The organism is Streptomyces sp. RLA131, from assembly GCF_056270125.1.
Window position 1 is genome coordinate 1,652,629 of the sequence record NZ_JBWDOQ010000002.1, and the last position, 14,901, is coordinate 1,667,529.

Consider the following 14,901-nt stretch of genomic DNA (forward strand, 5'->3'; position numbering starts at 1 on the left):
CGCTGAGCCGCTGTCCTCGCTGAGCAGCGTCACTCACTCCCGCCTCATCACATCGCAGTACCCGCCTGTGCTCCGCCAGGCCTGTCCCTAAGGCGTACCCTCATGTCCTTCAGACGTCGTACCCTCCAGCTGACCGGCGTCACCGCCGGCGTCGTTCTTCTCGCCACCGGCTGCAACGCCTCCGCGAAGAGCACCGGCACCTCCTCCTCCGGTGCCGCGAAGAAGTCCTTCACCCTGGTCACCCCGGACGCGGTGTCGCAGAACGAGTTCCTCAAGCTCGCCGTGACCGGCGTGAAGGCCGCCGCCACCGCGCACGACGGTACGGCGAAGGTCTACGAGAGCACCGACACGTCCTCCCAGCAGCAGAACGTGCAGGCGGCCGTCGCCGCCGCCCCGGACGTGATCGTGCTGGTGGGCTACGAGTTCGCCGACATCGCCGCGCAGCAGGCCAAGGCGCACCCGAAACAGCAGTTCCTGATCGTGGACTCCTGCACCACCAAGACGTACAAGAACGTCACCTGCGCGCTGTTCCGCGAGCACGAGGCGGTCTATCTGGCGGGCGCCGAGGCGGGTCTGCTGACCACCTCCGACAAGGTCGGCGCGGTGGACGTGCTGGACACCCCGCAGTTCCGCCGCTACAGCGACCCCTTCGCGGCGGGCGCGAAGAAGGTCAACTCCAAGGTGAGCTCCACCACGCGCTTCGTGGGCGGCCAGTCGCCGTTCAACGACGCGGCCCGCGCCAAGGCCCAGGCCACCACGCTGGGCGCCGCCGGCGTCGACCAGGTGATGGCGGCCTCCGCGGCCGGCAACACCGGCGTCTTCCAGGCGGCCAAGGCCAAGGGCTTCACGGCGTACGGCGTGGATGTCAACCAGTGCCTGACCGCGCCCGGCTACGTCGTGGACAACGTCATCAAGAAGACCGACACCGCGGTGAAGAAGGGCATAGCCCAGGTGCTGTCCGGCAGGACCGGCACCACGGTCTCCTACGGTCTCAAGGAGGGCGGCATGTCGCTGACCGGCCTGGAGAGCGGTGTGGCGTCCTCCAAGTGCCTGATCGCCGACCACCCCGACGTGCTCAAGAAGGTCGAGGCGCTGCGCGACGAGATCGTCGCCGGGAAGCTGACGGTCGATGACCCCGCCGCTTCCTGACCAGCACCCCTACGCGGTCGAGCTCCGGGGAATCGTCAAGCGGTTCCCCGGCACGCTCGCCAACGACCGGGTGGACCTGCTGGTACGGCACGGGGAGATCCACGCCCTCATGGGCGAGAACGGCGCCGGCAAGTCCACCCTGATGTCGGTGCTCTACGGCATGCTGCGCCCGGACGCCGGCACCGTGACCGTCGACGGCCGCGAGGTGGCCTTCGCCGACCCCAGCGAGGCGATCGCGGCCGGGCTGGGCATGGTGCACCAGAGCTTCAAGCTCTTCCCGTCGCTGACGGTCGCCGAGAACGTGGTCTACCGCGCCGAGCCGCGCCGGTTCGGCTTCGTCGACCGGGCCGCGGCGGTGCGGGACGTGGCCGCGCTGGCGGAGCGCCACGGGCTGGCCGTCGACCCGCGTGCCCGGGTCGGTGACCTGCCGGTGGGCGTACGGCAGCGGGTGGAGATCCTCAAGCTGCTGCACCGGGGCGCCCGCACCCTCATCCTGGACGAGCCGACCGCCGTGCTCACCCCGGCCGAGGCCGACTCGCTCTTCACCGTGCTGCGCTCGCTGACCGCCCAGGGGCGCACCGTCCTGCTGGTCACGCACAAACTGCGTGAGGTGCTGGAGGGCAGTGACAACGTCACCGTCCTGCGGGACGGCCGGGTCGCCGCCCGGCTGCGTACCGCCGGCACCACCGCGGCGGAGATCGCCGCCGCGATGACCGGGCGGCAGGTCGAGCTGGACCGGGTCCACCCGGCGGGCACCCCGGGCGGGACCGTGCTCGCCGTGGACGGACTCACGACGGACGGGGTGCGCGGGGTCTCGCTGTCCGTGCGTGCCGGTGAGATCGTCGGCGTCGCGGGCGTGGCGGGCAACGGCCAGAGCGAACTGGTCGAGGCCCTGGCTGGGCTGCGGCCGGTCTCGGCCGGCCGGATCGACGTGGCCGGGCAGGACGTCACCCACGCGTCGGCGGCCGCCCGGCGCGCGGCTGGGCTGGCCTACGTACCGGAGGACCGGGCGGCGGTCGGCACCGCGCTGACCGCCACCGTCGCGGAGAACCTGGCCATGGGGCACCACCGTTCCCTCGGGGTGCGGCCCGCCGCGCTGCGGGCCCACGCCGCCGCCGTCACCGAGCGGTTCGGGATCAGGGCGGCGTCCTCGGACGCCCCGGCGGGGTCGCTGTCCGGCGGCAATCTGCAGAAGCTCGTCATCGGCCGTGAACTCGCCCACAACGCGCCGCTGCTGATCGTCGAGCAGCCCACCCGCGGCGTCGACATCGGCGCCGTGCAGACCATCCACGACCAGCTGATCGCCTACCGCGACGCCGGGCACGCCGTGCTCCTGGTCTCCGCGGAGCTGAGCGAGATCCGGGGCCTGTCGGACCGGGTCCTGGTGATGTACGAGGGCCGGGTGGCCGCCGCGTACGACCGGGACGAGGCCGACGAGGCCACGCTCGGGCTGGCGATGGCCGGCGGCGTCGCGGCGGGTACGGCCGCGCCCGGCATCGCGGCCGCACCCGCCGAGGAGGGCCGCTGACATGGCGTTCACCACACTTGTCCCCACCGCCCGCAGGGCGCTGCGCTCGCCGGTCCCGCACTCCGTACTGGCCGCGCTGGTCATCGGCGCGCTGTTCCTGCTGGGCACCGGGGCCGATCCGCTCGCCGCGTACGGCGCGGTGGTCAGCGGCTCGCTCGGCCCCGAGGGGATCACCTCGACGCTGTCCACCGGTACCAGCGTCCTGGGCCTGGCGCTCGCGCTGGCGATCCCGCTGCGGGCGGGCGTGTTCAACCTGGGCGGCGACGGCCAGCTCGTGCTCGGCGGCATCAGTGCCGCCGTCGTCGGCCTGTACGTGCCGCTGCCCGCGCCGCTGGCCGTGGTCGCCGCGCTGGTGGCCGGCATCCTGGCGGGCGCCGGCTACGCGGCCCTGGCCGCGGTGTGCGAGAACCGGCTCGGGGTCCCGCTGCTGGTCAGCAGCCTGCTGCTGAGTTATCCGGCGGTGTCGCTCGCCTCCTACCTGGCGCGGTACCCGCTCAAGGACCCGGACTCCAGCCTGCCGCAGACCCGGCAGCTGCCCGACGGCGTGGCGCTGCCCGCGTTCGGCTCGTCGGCGGTGACCGTCGGCCTGGTGCTGGTGGCCGTCGTCGCGGCGGCGTACGTCTACGCGGACGCCCGCACCCCGGCCGGCTACGAGATCCGGATGACCGGGCTGAACCCGCGCTTCGCGGCGTACGCGGGCGTGGACCGGCCCCGGCTCACGCTGCGGCTGATGGCCGTCTCCGGCGGCGTGTGCGGGCTGGTCGGCGCGATCGGGGTGCTCGGCTTCCCGTACCGCTTCCTGGACGGTTCGCTCACCGAGGCCGGGCACACCTGGACCGGTCTGACGGCGGCGCTGCTGGCGGCCGCCGCCCCGGTGGGCACGACGCTGGCCGCGCTGTTCTTCGCGGCGCTGGAGGTGGGCGGGCTCAGCATGGAGCGGGCCACCGAGGTGCCGCGCGAACTCACCCAGGTGCTGCAGGCGATCATCATCGTCTTCCTGGCCGCCCGTTTCCGGTTCGCCGGGCGGCGCGGGCCCGGCCGGGCCCGCGCCGGCAGCGCGGAGCCCGGCAGCGCGGAGCCCGGAAGTGCCGGGGCCGAAAGCACGCCTGCGAACGAGAGCGAGTCCGTCTGATGTCCATCGACTCCGACCTCTTCTTCGCCGCGCTGCTCGCGCTCACCCCGATCCTGCTGGCCGCCCTGGGCGGGGCGCTGTGCGAGCGCGCCGGGGTGTTCAACATCGGTCTCGAAGGCATGATGCTGGTCGGCTGCTTCGCGGCCGTCGCCGGCAGCTGGTTCACCGGGAGCGCCTGGGCCGGGGTGCTCGCGGCGGCGCTCGCCTCGGCCGGGTACTCACTGATCCTCGCCGTGGGCGCGATCACCCTGCGCGGTGACGCGGTGGTGCTCGGCGTGGCCATGAACCTGCTGGCGGTGGGGCTCACCAGCTTCCTGCTGCGGACCGTGTTCGGCGTGCAGGGCACCTTCTCCGACCCGTCGCTGGCCGGGCTGCCGGGCATCGACCTGCCGTTCCTCGGGCCGGTGCTGTCCGGGCACTCGGCGCTGGTCTACCTGTCCTGGGCGGTGGTCGCGGCGACCGCCCTCTTCCTGTCCCGGCACGCCTGGGGGCTGCGGCTGCGCGGCGTGGGCGAGGCCCCGGACGCGGCGGCGACGCTCGGGGTGAGCCCGGCGAAGTACAAGTACGGCGCGGTGCTGGCCTCCGGTGTGCTGTGCGGGCTGGCCGGGGCGCAGCTGGCGCTGGGCAATGTGACCCTGTTCTCCGAGAACATGACGGCCGGGCGCGGCTGGATCGCGGTCGTCGCGGTCATGCTGGGACGGGCCGCCCCGGTCGGCGTGCTGGCCGCCGGGCTGCTGTTCGGCGTCGCCGAGGCGGTCGGCTTCCGGCTCCAGGGCCTGGGTCTGCCGCAACAGGCCACCGACGCGGCCCCGTATGTCGTTACGCTCATCGCCCTCTTCCTTTCCACGGCGCGACGGCGCCGGCGCAAGCCCATCGGAGTCGGATCGTGACCGCTGACCTGCTGCCCATCACCCGCATCCCGCGCACCGGACTGCCGCCGCACGCGGTGGTCGTCGGCGACCCGGCCCGCGCGGCCGAGGTCGCGGCGCTGCTGGACGACAGCCGCGAGGTGTCCCACCACCGCGAGTACCGCACCTTCACCGGTACCTGGAAGGGCACGCCCGTGGTGGTGTCCTCGCACGGGGTGGGCGGGCCGGGCGCGATCTGCCTGTTCCAGGAGCTGGCGGACGCCGGGGTCCGTACGATCCTGCGCTTCGGCACCGCCGGCGCGATCCGGCCCGGGATCGCCGACGGCGACCTGGTCATCGCCGAGGCGGCGGTCCGGGACGACGGGGTGACCCAGCAGCTGCTGCCGCCGGAGTACCCGGCCTTCGCGGCGCCGGAGGCGGTACTGGCGCTCCAGCGGGCCGCCCTGGCCGAGGGCGCGCCGCACCACCGGGGCGTGGTGTGGACCCGGGCGGCCTTCCAGCCGGGCTTCATCGCGCTGCCCGGGGACGCGTACGCCCGGGCCGGGATCGCGGCGATCGAGATGGAACTGTCGGCGCTGCTGGTGCTGGCCTCGACCCGGGGCCTGGTGGCGGGCGGCATCCTGGTGATCGACGGGGCGAACGCCGACGAGCTGGTCGACGCGGAGGACCCCTTCTCGACCGCCGGCTACGACCCGCACCGCGAGGTGGTCGCCACCGGGGTGGCCCGGGGCAGCCGGGTAACGTTGGACGCCGTGCGTCTGCTGGCGACCGCCGCCGACGGAAAGTGATCCTGGACCGGACGAGGGGAAACCAGACGTGACCGAGGCAGACCTGCTGGTGCACGGCGGCGACATCCTCACGGTGGACGCGGCCGGCACCGTCATCGCCTCCGGGGCGGTCGCCGTCCGCGACGGCGAGATCATCGCGGTCGGGCCCGCCGACGAGCTGCGGGCCGGGTACCTCGCCGTCGAGGAGATCGACGCCACCGGCTGCCTGGTCCTGCCCGGCCTGATCAACACGCACACCCACCTGGCGATGACCCTGCTGCGCGGCTGCGCCGACGACGTCACCCTCCAGGGCTTCCTGGAGCGCGTCATCCCGCGCGAGGCCGAGCTGCTCTCCCCCGAGCACGTCGCCGCCGCGCTGCGGGTGGCGGTCGCGGAGAGCGTACGGTCCGGGGTGACCGCGGCCCTGGACATGTACTGGTTCCACGAGGCGGCCGAGGCCGTCGCGGCGCAGACCGGCTGGCGGCTGCTGACCGGGCCGACCTTCATGGACGTCCCGGGCCCGCCGGACGGCCGGGCGTACGAGGACCGGCTCGGCTGGGCCCGCGCGGATCTGGCCGCCCGCGCCCCGGCGCCGGGCACCCGTCCGGTGGTCTTCGCCCACAGCACGTACACCCTCTCCCCCGACCAGCTCACCGGGATCGCGGCCCTGGCCCGCGAGCACGGCGCGCTGCTGCACATCCACGCCGCGGAGAACGCCGCCGAGGTCGCCACCGTCGTCGAACGGCACGGCAAGCGGCCGGTCGAGCTGCTGGACTCCCTCGGGCTGCTCGGCCCCGATGTGCTGCTGGCCCACGCCGTGGACCTCACCGACGCCGAGATCGCCGCGCTGGCCAGGACCGGGACGGCGGTCGCCCACTGCCCGGTCTCCAATCTCAAGCTGGGCTGCGGCATCGCCCGGGTCACCGACCTGCTGGTGGCGGGCGTCACCGTCGGCCTGGGCACGGACGGCGCCGTCAGCTCCAACACCCTGGACCTGCTGGGCGCGGTACGGGTCGCCGCCCTCGTCCACAAGGCGGCCGGCGACCCGACCGCCGTCACCGCCGAGCAGGCCGTGCGGATGGCCACCATCGAGTCGGCCCGCGCCCTGGGCCTCGACGCGCGGCTCGGCTCCCTGGAACCGGGCAAGCGCGCCGACCTGCTGGTCCTGGACCTGGCCCGACCGCATCTGACGCCCCGTCACAACCCGTGGTCGATGGTCGCGTACGCCGCTGCCGCCGCCGACGTACGCGACACCGTCGTCGACGGCCGGATCCTGATGCGCGACCGCGAACTGCTCACCCTGGACGAGCCGGCCGCCCTGGCCGCCCTGCACGAACTGGCGGACCCGGCATGAGCGAGCACACCGTCACCCGGGGGTTCACCGGCCGGGCCACCGCCGCCGACCGCGACCCGCGGCTGCCCCCCGGCCAGTACGACGCCCGCGACGGCTGGCCCGTGCTGTCCGCCGAGGTCACCCCTGAACTGACCGAGGCCGACTGGACGTTCCGCATCGACGGTCTGGTCGAGGCGCCCCGCAGCTGGGACTGGGAGCAGGCGCACGCCCTCCCCCGCTCCGAGTACCGGGGCGACATCCACTGCGTGACGACCTGGTCGAGGTTCGGCACCCGCTTCGCCGGCGTCAGCCTGGACTCCTTCCTGGCCCTCGTCGGCCCGCGACCCGGGGCCAGCCATGTCGTCGCCTGGTCCCACACCGGCTACACCACCAACCTCCCGCTGGCCGACGTGACCGGCGGCCGGGCCTGGATCGCCTGGGAGCACGACGGCGAGCCGCTGGCCCCCGAACACGGCGGCCCCGCCCGGCTGCTCGTCCCCCACCTCTACTTCTGGAAGAGCGCCAAGTGGATCGCCGGACTGCGGATCCTCGACCACGACGAGCCCGGCTTCTGGGAGGCCAACGGCTACCACCACCGGGGCGACCCGTGGCGGGAGGAGCGCTACTCCGGTGACTGACACCACCTTCGTCCCCGCCACCCGGTTCGCCGTCCCCGGCCGCATCGCCGTCAGCAACCGGGCCGCCGCCACCTGGCAGCGCGCCGTGATCACCGAGATCCGCCGCGAGACGCGTCGCACCGCCACCTTCCGGCTCGCCGTCCCGCAGTGGTCCGGCCACCTGCCCGGCCAGCACCTCATGCTGCGCCTGACCGCGCCCGACGGCTACACCGCCCAGCGGCACTACTCCATCGCCTCGGCACCCGAACCCCCCGGCGGCTCCGGACACATCGAGCTCACCCTCGACCACGCCGAGGGCGGCGAGGTCTCCGGCCACCTTCACACCATCGCCCGCCCCGGCGACACCCTCGAAGTCCGCGGCCCCCTCAGCGGCTTCTTCGCCTGGCCCGGCGACCGCCCCGCCCTGCTCCTGGGCGCCGGCTCCGGTGTCGTCCCCCTCATGTCCATGCTCCGCCACCACCGCCTGCGCGGCCTGGACGTGCCGCTGCGCCTGGTGGTCTGCGCCCGCACCCCCGAGGACCTGATCTACGCCGGCGAGTACGGCCGGGAGACCACCGTCGTCCACACCCGCACCGACGGCCGCCTCAGCGCCGCCCACCTCGCGCCGTTCCTCGGCGAGGGGCAACCCCCGGGTGGCTGGGAGGCGTACGTCTGCGGCGGCAACGGCTTCGCCGAACACGCCTCCCGCCTGCTGGTGGCCGGCGGGCAGCCGGTGGACCGGATCCGCATCGAGCGATTCGGCTGATCAGCGCGGACAGGGTAGTGTGATCACGTTCACCGGGACGTGGCGCAGCTTGGTAGCGCACTTGACTGGGGGTCAAGGGGTCGCAGGTTCAAATCCTGTCGTCCCGACGGTGTGAAGGGTCTTCACGGGCGAGAGCCCGTGAGGACCCTTCTTTCTTGTCGCCGGCCACGACGCCGAAGCCGCCGCCCGCAGGGCGGGGCACGATGTGCCCCGTGGCGAGCGTCCGGAGCGCCGCGTCGGGCCCACCGCACGCCCTACCGCCGCCGGCTGTTCAGTGGACGCAGAACTCGTTGCCCTCAGGGTCCCGCATCACGGCGGAGAACGAACCCGAGCCGTGCGAGTCCTCGACGCGTGACAGGGACGCGCCCACGCTCTCCAGCCGCGCCACAGCGGCAAGCACTCGCTCCTTGCGGGTGGCGAACGGGACGCCACGGCCTCCGCTCACGCCCAGATCGAGGTGCAGCCGGTTCTTGACGGCCTTCGGCTCGGGTACCTGCTGGAACCAGATCCGTGGGCCGACACCAGTCGGATCGACGACGGAGTCACTGCAGTCGCCCGCGCCCAGCTCCTCCTCCGGCAGGCCCTGGTCCAGCCAGTACGCCCGCCAGGTGGAGAACGGTGCGGGCGGCGGCTCGACCTTGTACCCGAGTGCAGCGGCCCAGAAGGCCGCGAGCCGCTCGGGCTCGGCACAGTCGATGGTCAGCTGGAGTTTCGGACTGATGCTCACCAGCCAACTCTAGTGGCCGTGTCGGCGCCGACCGCGACCAGCGGCCGCTGGTCGGCGAGGAAGGCGTTCAGGTCGTCGTAGGACAGCGCACAGTGCCGTACGGTCGTGGGCGCGTCACCGCACCAGGTCAGTGCCCGGCGCACGCCTTACCACCGCACAGGAGACGAACGCCATGAGCGACCCCCGCACCGAGGCGGCCGGGCCGACGGTGATCCTGCGGCCCGCGCCGCAGCGCACCGCCCGCATCTTCACCCCGGCGGCCCTCGCCCGGCTCCACGACCGCTTCACCGTCGTCGACCTGGAGAACGACCCGTCCGACGCGGCCCTCGACGCGGCACTGCCCGAGGCGTTCGCCGTCATCGGCCAGCCCGACCTGCCCGCCGAGCGCATCGCCCGCGCCCCTCGGCTGCGGGCCCTGCTCAACGTCGAGGGCAACTTCTTCCCCAACGTCGACTACGCCGCCTGTCACCGGCACGGCGTCCACGTCCTGGGCTGCGGCCCCGCCTACGCCCAGGCCGTCGCCGAGTACGCGCTCGCTCTCGCCCTCGACCTCGCGCGCGGCATCAGCCGCGAGGACCGCGCCTTCCGGGCGGGCCGCGAACGCTATGTCTCCGACGGCAACGCCGACGCGATCCTGCTCAGCCGCGCCCCCGTCGGTCTCATCGGCTTCGGCAACCTCGGCCGCGCCCTGCACCGGCTGCTGGTCCCCTTCCGGGTCACCACCCGCGTCTACGACCCCTGGCTGCCCGACAGCGTCCTGCGCGACCACGACGTCATCCCCGCCACGCTGGAGGAGACCCTCACCCACAGCCGGTTCGTGTTCGTGCTGGCCACCGTCACCGCCGAGAGCCGGCAGCTGCTGGGCCCCGGCCGGCTCGCGCTGCTTCCCGACCGGGCCCGCCTGATCCTCGTCAGCCGCGCGCCCGTCGTGGACTATCCGGCCCTGCTCGCGGAGGTCGCGGCCGGACGGCTGCTGGCCGGCGTCGACGTCTGGCCCGACGAACCGGTCCCCGCCGGCCACCCGGCCCGCGAACTGGAGGGCCTGGTCCTGTCGGCACACCGGGCCGGCGGCATCCCTCAGGCCTTCCACGAGATCGGCGACATGGTCCTCGACGACCTCACCCAGATCTCCCGCGGCCTGCCGCCCGCCCGTATGCAGGTCGCCGCCCCCGAACTCGTCACCCGCTACCGCAACCGCCCCGTCACCTGAGGGGGCGCAGCGGGCGCGGCACCTTCACCCGGCCGGTGAGGCGGCCGGTGGCGACGGCGTACAGCCGCTCCTTCGCCCACCAGAACAGCCGGTCGTCGCACGGGTCGGGGGCGGTGACGAAGCTGAGCCGGGTACGTTCCAGCAGCGCGCGGGCCGTCCCGTCGAGGCTGCCGGGCCGGGCGGGGGTGAGCAGGACCTCGCTGTAGCGGGGCAGGGTGACCAGGACGCCGTCCGGGCAGGGGCCGGGCAGGAAGCGTTCGAGGGCGGGCAGGGCGCTGGTCACGTAGGGGCTGCCGGGCCGGGTGACGGCCCGGATCCCGCTGTCGTCGTCGGTGACGGTGAAGGCGGGCAGCTCGTCGCGGAGGGTGTTGGCGAGAGCGTGGCTGCCGGGGTCGTGGATGACGAGCCGGCGCGCGCGGTCGCGGGTCAGCGGGCCGCGTCCGTCGAGGTGGATGACGAGGTCCAGCAGGTCGCCGTACGGGGTGCAGATCAGCCGGCTCCGCTCCGGTTCGTCGAGCCGGGGGGTGACCTGGACGCGGAGCCGGTCCTCCAGGACGCCGAGCCGGTCGCGTTCGGCCATGGCGGCGGTGACCTGGGCGGCCTTGGCGGCGAGCCAGGACTCGACCTGGCCCGGCCAGGAGCGTCGGGGCAGTCGCGCGCAGGCGGCGGTGATCGCTTCCAGCGAGATGTCGGCGTGGACGGTGCCCACGGGCAGCACCAGCAGCCCGGTGTCGGTGTCGATCATGGCGTGCGGCGCCAGCCCGGGCAGCAGACCGGCGACCAACGCCCTTACCCCGGCGGCGACATCTGGTTGAGTCTCCATCCGCCGTTCATATCAGCCGGGCCGCCGAACGGGTCAACGAGGTCCCCGGCAGCGCGTCGCCACCGCCGTGGGCACGGCGGCCCGCTGTCCTGGGGGCATGCCACCCACGACCACGGACACCGTCCTCGCGGACTCGCTCTCCTACCGTCTGAAGCTGCGGCTGCTGGGGCCGCCCATGGTCTCGGAGCGGATCGCCACGGAGAAGCTCGGCAACCGCACCGCGCTCGGGGTACTGGCCTCGGACTGCATCTCCTCGTCCGCGTACGGGTCGGAGGAGATGCTGCGGGTGCTGGTGCCGGTGGCGGGGGCCGCGGCCTTCTCGCTGCTGCTGCCGGTGACCGGGGCGATCCTGCTGGTGCTGGTGCTGCTGACGCTCTGCTACAGCGACGTGGTGATGATCTACACGCGGGCGGGCGGCAGCTATGTCGTGGCACGCGAGAACTTCGGGCCGGACATCGCGCAGATCGCGGCGGTGGCCCTGCTGGTCGACTATGTCGTCACCGTCGCCGTGCAGGTGTCCGCCGGAACCAACGCGATCGTCTCGCTGGCCCATCTGCTGGGCGACGGCTGGACCGGCCTGGATCCGTACCAGCTGCCGATCAGCGTCGGGGTGGTGCTGGTCCTGGCGTACGGGAATCTGCGCGGGATGCGCGAGGCGGGACGGGCGTTCGCACTGCCGGCCTATCTGTTCATGGGCGCGGTGGGGCTGATGATGCTGGCCGGGGTCGTACGGGGGCTCACCGGTGGGCTGCCGCACGCCGACCTGACCGCGCCGGGGGTGGTGCCGCTGGGGGTGCCCGGCGACGGATGGCTGTACGGGGTCCCGGTGTTCATGGTGCTGCGGGCGTTCGCCAACGGCGGTTCGTCACTGACCGGGCTGGAGGCCATCTCCAACGGCATCGCGGTGTTCCGCGAGCCGCAGGGCGTCAACGCGCGGCGGACCCTGGTGACGATGAGCTGCGTGCTCGGCGTTCTGGTGCTGGGTGTCTCCCTGCTGGCGCACGCCACCCACGCGGTCCCGTACAGCGACGGCACACCGACGGTGATCGCCCAGGAGGCCCGGCTGGTCTTCGGCGGCGGGGTGCTGGGCATGGTGGGCCTGGTCTATGTGCAGCTGGCGACCGCCCTGATCCTCTACACCGGCGCCAACACCCCCTTCACCGGCTTCCCGTACCTCGCCAGCTTTGTCGCCGAGGACCGCTTCCTGCCGCGCCGGCTCACCCGGCGCGGCCACCGGCTGGCGTTCTCCGGCGGCATCCTCACCCTGTCGGCGGTCTCGCTGGTCCTGCTGCTGGTCACCGGGGCCAGCGTGGACCGCCTGGTGGCGCTGTACGCGATCGGCGTCTTCACCGCGTTCACCATGGCCGGGGCCGGGCTGATGACCTACCACCGGCGCCGCCGGGAGCCGGGGCGCGGCTGGCGGATCGCGGTCAACGCCACGGCCGCGGTGGTGTCTGCGGCGGTCGTCCTGATCTTCGCGGTCACCAAGTTCACCGAGGGTGCCTGGCTGGTCGTGGTGGTCTTCCCGCTCGGGGTGTGGGCGCTGATCCGGATCAACCGGCAGTACCGGGCCGAGGCCGCCGTCCTGAGCGCGCTGCCCCCCAGGGCCGACGACCGCCCGGCGTGGCGGCGGCATGTGGTCTGCGTCCTGGTCGACAGCCTCGACCTGGCCGTCCTCAACGCGCTGCGCTACGCCCACGCGCTGTACCCCGACGACGTACGGGCGGTGCACATCGTCGTCGACGAGCCGCGCGCCCGCCGGCTCGCCGCGCGCTGGCAGGCCGCGGAGGCGGTGAGTGTGTCCCTGGAACTGGTCGACTGCCCGGACCGCAGGCTGCACCACGCCGTCGCCGAACTCGCCCTGCGGTGCACGGCCGACGGCGAGACCGCCATGACGCTGCTGGTGCCGCGCCGCACCTACACCCCGTTGCTGGGGCGGCTGTTGCACCCGGGCACCGGAGAGGTCCTGGCCAGGGCCCTGGACCACCTGCCGGACGTGGCGGTCACCATCATCCCCTTCGACGTCCAGCAGGCCGTCCGGGGAACCGGCGGCGCGGGGATTGCGTCGCAGTGACGACGAGCCCATCATGCGGTGAGAACAGAGGGGGGACGCGATGGCATCGGCACCGGGGGCGGAGACGTATACGGACGCGCACACCGACGACGAGTGGCTGTTCGGGGCGGCGTTCGGGGCAACCGGCGAGGAACACCCGCGAGGGCCCGGGGAGCACCCGTCCGACGGGACCGGCGGCAACCGGGGCAAGCTGCTCGGGGGGCTGATCGTGCTGCTGGTCCTGGGCGTGGTGGCGGTCGGCCTGGTGATCCTGGTCGCGCCGTCAGTGAGCGCGATCGGCGGCTGCGGCGGGGGCTGACGGGCCGCCGCCGGCACCGAGGAGATACGGCAGACGCCGGGTGAGGAAGCGGCGCGGGAACTCGTCCCGCAGCCGCCACAGCCCGGCGTCGACCACGAAGTGGGCCATCACCGCGCCCAGATACGCCCCGTACAGCGCCCGCCCGGCCGGCGTGGAGTCGTGCAGATGCGAGGCCAGGTTGAGCGCGACACCCAGCAGCAGGCCGATGTTGAGCAGCAGCGCCAGGCTCACCAGCCGGGACAGGCCTCGGCGGCCGCCGCCCGCGACCAGCGCCATGATCAGCAGGTACTGGTAGCCGTGGGCGGCGGTGAGGCCGGCCACGGCGGCGTACGGCGAGGTGAACAGGAACACCGGCAGGAAGAACAGCAGCGACAGCCCGTACACCGCGGCGAAGGCCGCGCCGGGCGGCCGGCGCAGGAGCAGCACGCAGCCCGCGCCGACCGAGGCCGCGTACGCGAGCGCCGCCACCGGGAACAGGAAGCGCAGCCGCAGGTCCACGGTGAGCTGGAGCAGTTCGGGCCGGGACAGCAGGGCGGCGATGCCGGCCAGCCCGGCGGCGGTGACGGCCAGCCGTTCGGCGCGGGTGAGGCGGCCGGCGCCGAAGGCGGTGGCGCTGAGCGCGGCCAGGCCCAGATTCTGCTTCTGGAAGTGGAAGAACTGCCAGGCCAGGAAGGCCGGGAGCAGCCAGACGAAGGTGCCGGCCGGCGCTGCGGCGGCGGCCAGGGCGGCGCACACGATCAGGACCAGCGGCGCCAGGACGTACCGCCCGCGCCGGGCCAGCATGTGGCGCCGTACCTCGGGCACGGTCCAGAACCAGGCGGTGGTGGCCACATGCACCGACGTCCCCAGGAAGAGCAGTGCGCCCAGCGCCGGCACCGGCCGGGCCGTGCCCGCCGGGGCGAGCGCGACGGCGGCCGCGTAGCAGCCCAGCGTCAGCGCGACCGTGCCGCCCAGCCATGTCCCCCTCAGCATCAGGCCAGGATAGGTCCCGGGTGGAGCTTGTCGAACTCCTGCGCGGTCATCCCGAAGAGGACCTCGTCCCAGTAGCGTCCGTTGGCGAAGTCGTGGTCGCGCAGCCGGCCCTCCTCGCGGAAGCCGAGTCCGCGGTGGAAGGCGATGGAGCCGGTGTTGAAGGACCAGGCCGTGGCCTCGCACTTGTGGAAGCGGCGTTCGTGGAACATGAAGGCGAGCAGCAGCCGTACGGCCTCCGAGCCGTAGCCGCGCCGGTGGTACCGGGGGCCGAGCGCGATGCCGTACGCGAAGCGTCCGGCGGGCAGATCGACACCGTGGGTGCTGACCTCGCCGACGAGCAGCCCTTCCTCCAGGGACTCCACGCCCAGCGCGAAGGCGTCGTCGCCGGGCTTGCGCTCCGCCGTCGCCCGCTCCTTGGCCCAGGCCTTGTACCCCTCGTCGGAGCGCGGCGGCTGGACCATCCATCCGTCGCGCTGTACGTCGGTGTCCTCGTCGAACTCCCGGAACCGCTCCCAGTCTCCCGGCTCTATCGCCCGCAGCCGCACCCGCTGCCCCGTCCACATGGAAGTCATACGTCCACGGAAGCAGCCGTGCGCGGCCGTTGTCCAAGGAGTTTCACCGGTGCTGTGGTCGTGG

16 protein-coding genes and 1 tRNA gene are annotated in these 14,901 nt (G+C 73.5%); 12 read left to right on the forward strand and 5 right to left on the reverse strand.

What is annotated here, in order from left to right; genetic code table 11:
- Window positions 1–102 precede the first annotated feature (102 nt).
- The 9 genes from RWE79_RS08470 (at window position 103) to RWE79_RS08510 (ending at window position 8,268) form a co-directional block, all read left to right on the forward strand.
- Window positions 103–1,149 (forward strand): BMP family ABC transporter substrate-binding protein, encoded by a 1,047-nt coding sequence (locus RWE79_RS08470; RefSeq protein WP_475939400.1) that lies wholly within the window; start codon window positions 103–105, stop codon window positions 1,147–1,149.
- Complete coding sequence (locus tag RWE79_RS08475) at window positions 1,130–2,677, forward strand: ABC transporter ATP-binding protein (protein ID WP_475939401.1); 1,548 nt, start codon at window positions 1,130–1,132, stop codon at window positions 2,675–2,677. Before RWE79_RS08470 ends, RWE79_RS08475 begins: the two co-directional genes overlap by 20 nt.
- A gap of 1 nt (window position 2,678) precedes the next feature.
- Window positions 2,679–3,809, forward strand: a complete 1,131-nt coding sequence (locus RWE79_RS08480) for an ABC transporter permease (protein WP_475939402.1) — start codon at window positions 2,679–2,681, stop codon at window positions 3,807–3,809.
- Entirely contained in the window at window positions 3,809–4,699 is an 891-nt protein-coding gene (locus RWE79_RS08485; RefSeq protein WP_475939403.1) for an ABC transporter permease, read from the forward strand. The genes RWE79_RS08480 and RWE79_RS08485 overlap by 1 nt, the downstream gene beginning before the upstream one ends.
- The gene (locus RWE79_RS08490) at window positions 4,696–5,466 is read left to right on the forward strand and encodes a nucleoside phosphorylase (RefSeq protein WP_475939404.1); all 771 of its coding nucleotides are present in this window, start codon (window positions 4,696–4,698) and stop codon (window positions 5,464–5,466) included. Before RWE79_RS08485 ends, RWE79_RS08490 begins: the two co-directional genes overlap by 4 nt.
- 28 nt (window positions 5,467–5,494) lie before the next feature.
- Window positions 5,495–6,799 (forward strand): amidohydrolase, encoded by a 1,305-nt coding sequence (locus RWE79_RS08495; protein ID WP_475939405.1) that lies wholly within the window; start codon window positions 5,495–5,497, stop codon window positions 6,797–6,799.
- On the forward strand, window positions 6,796–7,416 hold the full coding sequence (locus RWE79_RS08500) for a sulfite oxidase-like oxidoreductase (RefSeq protein ID WP_475939406.1): 621 nt from the start codon (window positions 6,796–6,798) through the stop codon (window positions 7,414–7,416). Before RWE79_RS08495 ends, RWE79_RS08500 begins: the two co-directional genes overlap by 4 nt.
- The gene (locus tag RWE79_RS08505) at window positions 7,409–8,161 is read left to right on the forward strand and encodes a ferredoxin reductase (RefSeq protein ID WP_475939407.1); all 753 of its coding nucleotides are present in this window, start codon (window positions 7,409–7,411) and stop codon (window positions 8,159–8,161) included. The genes RWE79_RS08500 and RWE79_RS08505 overlap by 8 nt, the downstream gene beginning before the upstream one ends.
- A 33-nt stretch (window positions 8,162–8,194) precedes the next feature.
- Window positions 8,195–8,268: transfer RNA gene (locus tag RWE79_RS08510), tRNA-Pro, on the forward strand.
- Window positions 8,269–8,432: 164 nt separating this feature from the next.
- Here the strand turns inward: RWE79_RS08510 and RWE79_RS08515 are convergent.
- Complete coding sequence (locus RWE79_RS08515) at window positions 8,433–8,882, reverse strand: VOC family protein (protein ID WP_475945683.1); 450 nt, start codon at window positions 8,880–8,882, stop codon at window positions 8,433–8,435.
- Window positions 8,883–8,884: 2 nt separating this feature from the next.
- Window positions 8,885–9,031 carry a hypothetical protein gene (locus RWE79_RS08520; protein WP_475939408.1) on the reverse strand — a complete coding sequence of 49 codons (147 nt, stop codon included), beginning with the start codon at window positions 9,029–9,031 and terminating at the stop codon, window positions 8,885–8,887.
- Between the two features lie 29 nt (window positions 9,032–9,060).
- On the opposite strand from RWE79_RS08520, the gene RWE79_RS08525 reads away from it, so the two are divergent.
- Window positions 9,061–10,098 carry an NAD(P)-dependent oxidoreductase gene (locus RWE79_RS08525; RefSeq protein WP_475939409.1) on the forward strand — a complete coding sequence of 346 codons (1,038 nt, stop codon included), beginning with the start codon at window positions 9,061–9,063 and terminating at the stop codon, window positions 10,096–10,098.
- Here the strand turns inward: RWE79_RS08525 and RWE79_RS08530 are convergent.
- Window positions 10,091–10,921, reverse strand: coding sequence for a hypothetical protein (locus RWE79_RS08530; protein ID WP_475939410.1), 831 nt, complete (start codon window positions 10,919–10,921; stop codon window positions 10,091–10,093). The genes RWE79_RS08525 and RWE79_RS08530 overlap by 8 nt on opposite strands.
- A 97-nt stretch (window positions 10,922–11,018) precedes the next feature.
- Between RWE79_RS08530 and RWE79_RS08535 the strand changes: the two genes are divergently transcribed.
- Both RWE79_RS08535 and RWE79_RS08540 read left to right on the forward strand, forming a co-directional pair.
- On the forward strand, window positions 11,019–12,995 hold the full coding sequence (locus RWE79_RS08535; protein ID WP_475939411.1) for an APC family permease: 1,977 nt from the start codon (window positions 11,019–11,021) through the stop codon (window positions 12,993–12,995).
- A gap of 40 nt (window positions 12,996–13,035) precedes the next feature.
- Window positions 13,036–13,293 carry a hypothetical protein gene (locus RWE79_RS08540; protein ID WP_475939412.1) on the forward strand — a complete coding sequence of 86 codons (258 nt, stop codon included), beginning with the start codon at window positions 13,036–13,038 and terminating at the stop codon, window positions 13,291–13,293.
- Here the strand turns inward: RWE79_RS08540 and RWE79_RS08545 are convergent.
- On the reverse strand, window positions 13,258–14,265 hold the full coding sequence (locus tag RWE79_RS08545) for a hypothetical protein (RefSeq protein ID WP_475939413.1): 1,008 nt from the start codon (window positions 14,263–14,265) through the stop codon (window positions 13,258–13,260). The two genes, RWE79_RS08540 and RWE79_RS08545, sit on opposite strands and share 36 nt — an antisense overlap.
- Entirely contained in the window at window positions 14,265–14,837 is a 573-nt protein-coding gene (locus RWE79_RS08550; RefSeq protein WP_475939414.1) for a GNAT family N-acetyltransferase, read from the reverse strand. Before RWE79_RS08550 ends, RWE79_RS08545 begins: the two co-directional genes overlap by 1 nt.
- Window positions 14,838–14,901: the final 64 nt, after the last annotated feature.